At 72.5% G+C, this 6,250-nt stretch carries 4 protein-coding genes; 1 reads left to right on the forward strand and 3 read right to left on the reverse strand.

What is annotated here, in order from left to right; translation table 11 throughout:
- Window positions 1-129: 129 nt before the first annotated feature.
- On the forward strand, window positions 130-1,401 hold the full coding sequence (locus tag K6I34_RS29160) for a M20 family metallopeptidase (RefSeq protein ID WP_229330409.1): 1,272 nt from the start codon (window positions 130-132) through the stop codon (window positions 1,399-1,401).
- 52 nt (window positions 1,402-1,453) lie between these two features.
- Here the strand turns inward: K6I34_RS29160 and K6I34_RS29165 are convergent, their stop codons facing one another.
- From K6I34_RS29165 to K6I34_RS29175, 3 genes are all read right to left on the reverse strand, one after another.
- A complete protein-coding gene (locus K6I34_RS29165; RefSeq protein ID WP_229330411.1) occupies window positions 1,454-3,652 on the reverse strand; it encodes an FAD-dependent oxidoreductase in 2,199 nt (732 codons plus the stop codon).
- A gap of 50 nt (window positions 3,653-3,702) precedes the next feature.
- On the reverse strand, window positions 3,703-4,917 hold the full coding sequence (locus K6I34_RS29170; protein WP_229330413.1) for an acetyl-CoA C-acetyltransferase: 1,215 nt from the start codon (window positions 4,915-4,917) through the stop codon (window positions 3,703-3,705).
- Window positions 4,918-4,998: 81 nt separating this feature from the next.
- On the reverse strand, window positions 4,999-6,141 hold the full coding sequence (locus tag K6I34_RS29175) for an acyl-CoA dehydrogenase family protein (RefSeq protein WP_229330415.1): 1,143 nt from the start codon (window positions 6,139-6,141) through the stop codon (window positions 4,999-5,001).
- Window positions 6,142-6,250: the final 109 nt, after the last annotated feature.

The following is a 6,250-nucleotide window of genomic DNA, read 5'->3' on the forward strand; positions in this document are numbered from 1 at the left end:
CCCCCAGGACCGACCGGGGGGGTACCCCCACCACAAGTCGAGGGCCTCCCGGATCGGCAGCGGCCACCCTCACCCCGCAATCTTGAGCCGAGCCCCTGAGGAACGAGCTCGACAAGGAACGAGGGAACCGTGATTCGTCCAAGTGGTCCGACTCTGAACCGCCGTACGCTGCTCGGCGGCGCGGCCGCGGCAGTCGGTGCGGGGCTGGTGTGGGGAACGCCGGGCACCGCCGTCGCCGGACAGCGCGGCGCGCCGATCGGCCAGCAGGCCGTCGACGCGGAAGCCGCACGGCTGGAGAAGGAACTCGTCGCGCTGCGGCGGGACATCCACGCCCATCCCGAGGCGCCCGGACAGGAGCAGCGGACCGCTTCCGTGGTGGCCCGCAGACTCCGGGCCGCCGGGCTGGACGTCACCACGGGAGTGGGCGGCGGACACGGCGTGGTCGGTGTCCTGCGCGGCGCCCGCCCGGGACGGACGGTCGCCTACCGGGCGGACATGGACGCGGTGCCGCCCGGGGACATCCGCGGTGGCGGAACGGCGGCGGCGCACGTCTGCGGGCACGACCTCCACACCACGATGGGCATCGGCATCGCCCAGGTGCTGGCCCGGCTGCGGCACCGGCTGAGCGGGACCGTCGTGTTCCTCTTCCAGCCCGCCGAGGAGAGCCTGGCCGGCGCCCGCGCCATGATCGATGCCGGTGCGCTGGCACGCCACGGGGTCGAGGAGATCCACGCGCTGCACTGCGGCCCGTTCCCGGTGGGGCAATTCGCCGTGACGCCGGGCACCGGACTGCCCGGACAGGACCATGCCCAGATCACCGTACGCACCCAGGACGACGCACGACAGCTGGCCGCGGACCTCGGCGCCCTCGCCACCGTCCAGCCGCCCGGGACGACCGCCGAACTCGAACAGCTGGTCACCGACATCCAGACGCCCGACGGCCCGCTGGCCCGGTTCGTGGCCGTGCGGGCCACGGCGCAGGACACCGGAGTGCGCGTCTCCTCCCGCTGCTGGCCGCCGGAGGACTACGCGCGGGTGCGGGGAGAGGTCCGCCGCCTGGCACGCGCCCGTGCCGGAAGCGAAGTGACGTACCCCGGCGCCCCCTTCCCGGCCATGGTCTGCCCGGAACGCGACGCCGACGCCCTGGCCCGGCGCCTGCGCCGCACGCTCGGCCGGAACGCGGTCACCACGCTGCAGGCCGCGATTCCCTTCAGCGGCGAGGACTTCTCCCTCTACCTCCAGCGCGTCCCCGGCACGTTCACCTTCCTCGGCGTCCGCGCTCCCGGCGCCTCCGTCACCACCGCGTACCCGCACTACCCGGACTTCGCCCCGGACGAAAGGGCGATCGCCCTCGGCGTGCGGGGCATGGCGGGCTGGCTCGCCGAACGGACACGAGGCTGAGGGGGATGAGGCTGAGGGGGACGATCGGGGATCGTCCCCACCAACCGTTCGCCTACGCGAACCGCTCCCCCTTCTCCGCCTTCTCCAGCAGCAGCGCCGACGGCGCGAACCGGCTGCCGTACGCGGCCTCCAGCTCCCGTGCCCGCCGTACGAAGCCCGCCACGCCGCCCTCGTAGCCGTTGATGTACTGGAGGGCGCCGCCGGTCCAGCCGGGGAAGCCGATGCCGAGGATGGAGCCGATGTTGGCGTCCGGCACCGATGTCAGGACGCCTTCCTCCAGGCAGCGGACCGTGTCGAGGGCCTCCGCGAAGAGCATGCGCTCCTTCATGTCCTCGAAGGGGATCGCCGCGTCCGGCGTGGTGAAGTGCTCGCGCAGGCCCGGCCACAGGCCGAGCCGCTTGCCGTCGTCCGCGTAGTCGTAGAAGCCCGCGCCGCCGCTGCGGCCGGTGCGGCCGAACTCGTCGAGCATGCGGTCGAGTACGGCGTCCGCGGGGTGCGGGGTCCAGGTCCCGCCCGCCTCCTCGACGGCGCGCCGGGTCTCCTCGCGGATGCGGCGCGGGAGGGTGAGGGTCAGCTCGTCCATCAGGGAGAGGACCTTGGCGGGGTAGCCCGCCTGGGCCGCGGCCTGTTCGACGGAGGCCGGGTCGACGCCCTCGCCGACCATGGCCACGCCCTCGTTGATGAAGCGGCCGATGACGCGCGAGGTGAAGAAGCCGCGCGAGTCGTTGACCACGATCGGCGTCTTGCGGATCTGCCGGACGAGGTCGAAGGCGCGGGCCAGGGCCTCCTCGCCGGTGCGCTCGCCCTTGATGATCTCCACCAGCGGCATCTTGTCGACGGGCGAGAAGAAGTGGAGACCGACGAAGTCGGCGGGCCGCTCGACGCCTTCCGCGAGGAGGGTGATCGGGAGGGTGGAGGTGTTGGAACACAGCAGCGCGTCGGAGGCGACGACGTGCTGGATCTCCTGGAAGACCTTGTGCTTGAGGGACGGGTCCTCGAACACGGCCTCGACGACGGCGTCGCAGCCCGCGAGGTCGCGCACGTCGTCGGTGGGGGTGATGCGGGCCAGCAGCACGTCCCGCTCGGCCTCCGTCGTACGGCCCTTGGCCAGGCCCGCCTCCAGCAGGCCCGCGGAGTAGGACTTGCCCTTCTCGGCCGCCTCGCGGGAGACGTCCTTCAGTACGACCTCGATACCGGCCTTGGCCAGGGAGTACGCGATGCCCGCGCCCATCATGCCCGCGCCGAGGACGGCGGCCTTGGCGACCTTGCGGGGCGCGACGTCCGCCGGGCGGCTGGCACCGGAGTTGACGGCCTGCATGTCGAAGAAGAACGCCTGCATCATGTTCTTCGCGGTCTGGCCGGTGACCAGCTCCGTGAAGTAACGGGCCTCGATGACCTGCGCGTTCTCGAAGTCGACCTGGGCGCTCTCGACGGCGGCGGCGAGGATGTTGCGCGGCGCCGGGTAGGGCGCGCCGGCCAGCTGCTTCTTGAGGGTGGCGGGGAAGGCCGGGAGGTTCGCGGCGAAGCGCGGGTTCGCCGGGGTGCCGCCGGGGATCTTGTAGCCCGGCTCGTCCCAGGGCTGCCGGGACTCGGGGTGCGCGTCGATGAACGCCCGGGCCTTGGCCAGCAGTTCCTCGCGGTCGGCCGCGGTCTCGTGGACGAGCCCGGCGGCCAGGGCGCGCTTCGCGTCGTAACGGGTGCCCTGGAGCAGCACCTTGAGCAGCGCGTCGGTGATGCCCAGGAGGCGTACGGTGCGGACGACGCCGCCGGCCGCGGGGAGCAGGCCGAGGGTGACCTCGGGCAGGCCGATTCTGACGTGCGGGGCGTCCAGGGCGATCCGGTGGTGGCAGGCGAGGGCGATCTCGTAGCCGCCGCCGAGGGCCGCGCCGCCCACCGCGGCGACGACCGGCACGCCGAGGGTCTCGATCCGGCGCAGGTCGCGCTTGATGGCCATGCCCGTGTCGAACGCTTGCCGGGCGTGCTCGGGCCCGATTTTGATCATGTCCTTGAGGTCGCCGCCCGCGAAGAAGGTCTCCTTCGCGGAGGTGATGACGATGCCCCGTACGGACTCCTTGTCCGCTTCGAGAGACGCCTCCAGGCGGTCGGCGACCGCGGCGAGGGAGGCCTGGAAGGCGGCGTTCATGGTGTTGGCGGACTGGGCGGGGTCGTCGAGGACGAGAGTGACGACGCCGTCGCCGTCCTGTTCCCAGCGGATGGTGGTCGGCTGCTGGCTCGTACCGGGCTGGCTCATGCGGATGTCTCCCTTGCGGTTCGGGGGCTATGGGCAGGGCAGGGGAACGGCTACAGCCGTTCCACGACGGTGGCGATGCCCATGCCGCCTCCCACGCACAGCGTCACCAGGCCGTAGCGCTGGTCCCGCCGCTCCAGTTCGTCGATGACCGTCCCGAGGAGCATCGCGCCGGTCGCCCCCAGCGGGTGTCCGAGCGCGATCGCCCCGCCGTTGACGTTGACCTTGTCCAGGCTCAGGTCCATGTCGCGGGCGAAGCGCAGCACCACGGCCGCGAACGCCTCGTTCATCTCGACGAGGTCGATGTCGTCGATGGTCAGCCCGGCCTTGGCCAGGGCCTTGCGGCAGGCGGGGGCGGGGCCGGTGAGCATGATGGTGGGCTCGGAGCCGGAGACGGCGGCGGAGACGATACGGGCGCGGGGCGTCATCCCGTAGCGCTCGCCGACCTCGCGGTTGCCGATGGCGACGAGGGAGGCGCCGTCGACGATCCCGGAGGAGTTGCCCGCGTGGTGGACGTGGTCGATCCGCTCCACCCAGTGGTACTTCTGCAGAGCCACCGCGTCGAAGCCGCCCGCCTCGCCGATCGCCGCGAAGGACGGCTTGAGCCTGGCGAGGATCTCGGGGGTGGTGCCGGGGCGCACGTGCTCGTCGTGGTCGAGGACGACGAGGCCGCCGCGGTCGCACACGGGGACGACGGAGCGGTCGAAGCGGCCCTCCTTCCACGCCTGCGCGGCGCGCTCCTGGGAGAGGGAGGCGAAGGCGTCGACGTCGTGGCGGGTGAAGCCGCCGAGGGTCGCGATGAGGTCGGCGCCGATGCCCTGCGGCACGAAGCCCACGTCGAAGTTGGTCATGGGGTCGTTGAACCAGGCGCCGCCGTCGGAACCCATGGGCACGCGGGACATCGACTCGACGCCGCCCGCGAGGACGAGGTCCTCCCAGCCGGAGCGGACCTTGGCGGCGGCCATGTTGACCGCTTCCAGGCCGGAGGCACAGAAGCGGTTCTCCTGGACGCCCGCGACGGTGTCGGGGAGCCCGGCGGCGATGGCGGCGATCCGGGCGATGTCGGAGCCCTGGTCGCCGAGGGGGCTGACGACGCCGAGCACGATGTCGTCGATCGCGGCCGGGTCGAGGCCGGGGAAGCGGCGCCGCGTCTCGTGGATCAGGCCGACGACGAGGTCGACGGGCTTGGTGCCGTGCAGGGCGCCGTTGGCCTTGCCGCGGCCGCGCGGGGTGCGGATCGCGTCGTACACGTACGCTTCGGTGGTCACGGTCGTATGCCTTTCACAGGTGGCGACTCAGAAGTGGCAGCTCAAGAGGTGGCGACTCAAGACGTGAGCAGTGGCGGCGGGTCAGGCGAGCAGGGAGCGGCCGATGATCTCCTTCATGATCTCGGTGGTGCCACCGTAGATCGTCTGGACGCGGCCGTCGGTGAACGCCCTGGCGACGCGGTACTCGGTCATGTAGCCGTAGCCGCCGTGGAGTTGCAGGCAGCGGTCGGCGACGCGCTTCTGGAGCTCGGTCGCCCACCATTTGGCCATGGCCGCGTGGACGGCGTCGAGCGTGCCCGCCGCGTGGTCGGCGACGCAGCGGTCGAGGAAGGCGCGGGTGACGGCGCACTCGGTGGCCATCTCGGCGATCTCGAAGCGGACGTGCTGGTGCCGGGCGAGCGGACGGCCGAACGCCTCGCGCTCCTTGACATAGCGGGTGGTGAGCTCCAGCACGTGCTCGGCGGCCGTGATGCCCGCGACGGCGATGCCCATGCGCTCCTGGGCGAGGTGGTTCATCAGGTGGCCGAACGCGCCGTGGACCTCGCCGAGCAGGTTCCCCTTGGGGACCCGTACGTCCTGGAAGAAGAGCTCCGCGGTGTCCTGCGCCTTCTGCCCGATCTTGTCGAGGTTGCGGCCGCGGGTGAAGCCGGGCGCGCCGCGCTCGACCACGAGCAGGCTCAGGCCCTTCGCCCCGCCCTCGGGCGTGGTCCTGGCGACGACGATGACGAGGTCGGCGAGGATGCCGTTGGAGATGAAGGTCTTGGCGCCGTTGAGCAGCCAGTGGTCGCCGCGGTCCGCCGCGGTGGTGCGGATGGCCTGGAGGTCGGAGCCCGCGCCCGGCTCGGTCATGGCGATGGCCGTGATCGTCCCGCCGGAGCAGAAGCCGGGCAGCCAGCGCCGCTTCTGCGCGTCGGTGCCGAGCGAGGTGAGGTACGGGCCGATGACGTCGTTGTGCAGCCCGACCGCGAACCCGGCGGCGCCCGCGCGGGTGAACTCCTCCGCGAGCACGGCGCTGTAGCGGAAGTCGGCGTTGCCCCCGCCGCCGTACTCCTCGGGCACGGCGAGGCCGAGCAGGCCCTGCCGCCCGGCGGCGAGCCACGCCTCGCGGGGGACGATGCCGTCCTTCTCCCACTGCTCGTAGTGGGGCTCGACCTCCTTGGCAAGGAAGGTCCGCACAGTCCTGCGGAAGGCCTCGTGGTCGGCGTCGAAGATCTGTCGCTTCATCGGCGGGGGCCCTTCGGGGAGGGGGCGAGGCGCGGCACGCCCCAGTCGCGGGCCACGTCCTCGGTGTCCGCGCCGGGCCGCGCGGGCGGGCGGCGCACGGCCCCCGGGG

The organism is Streptomyces sp. UNOC14_S4, assembly GCF_020740835.1.
Classification (GTDB): Bacteria; Actinomycetota; Actinomycetes; order Streptomycetales; family Streptomycetaceae; genus Streptomyces.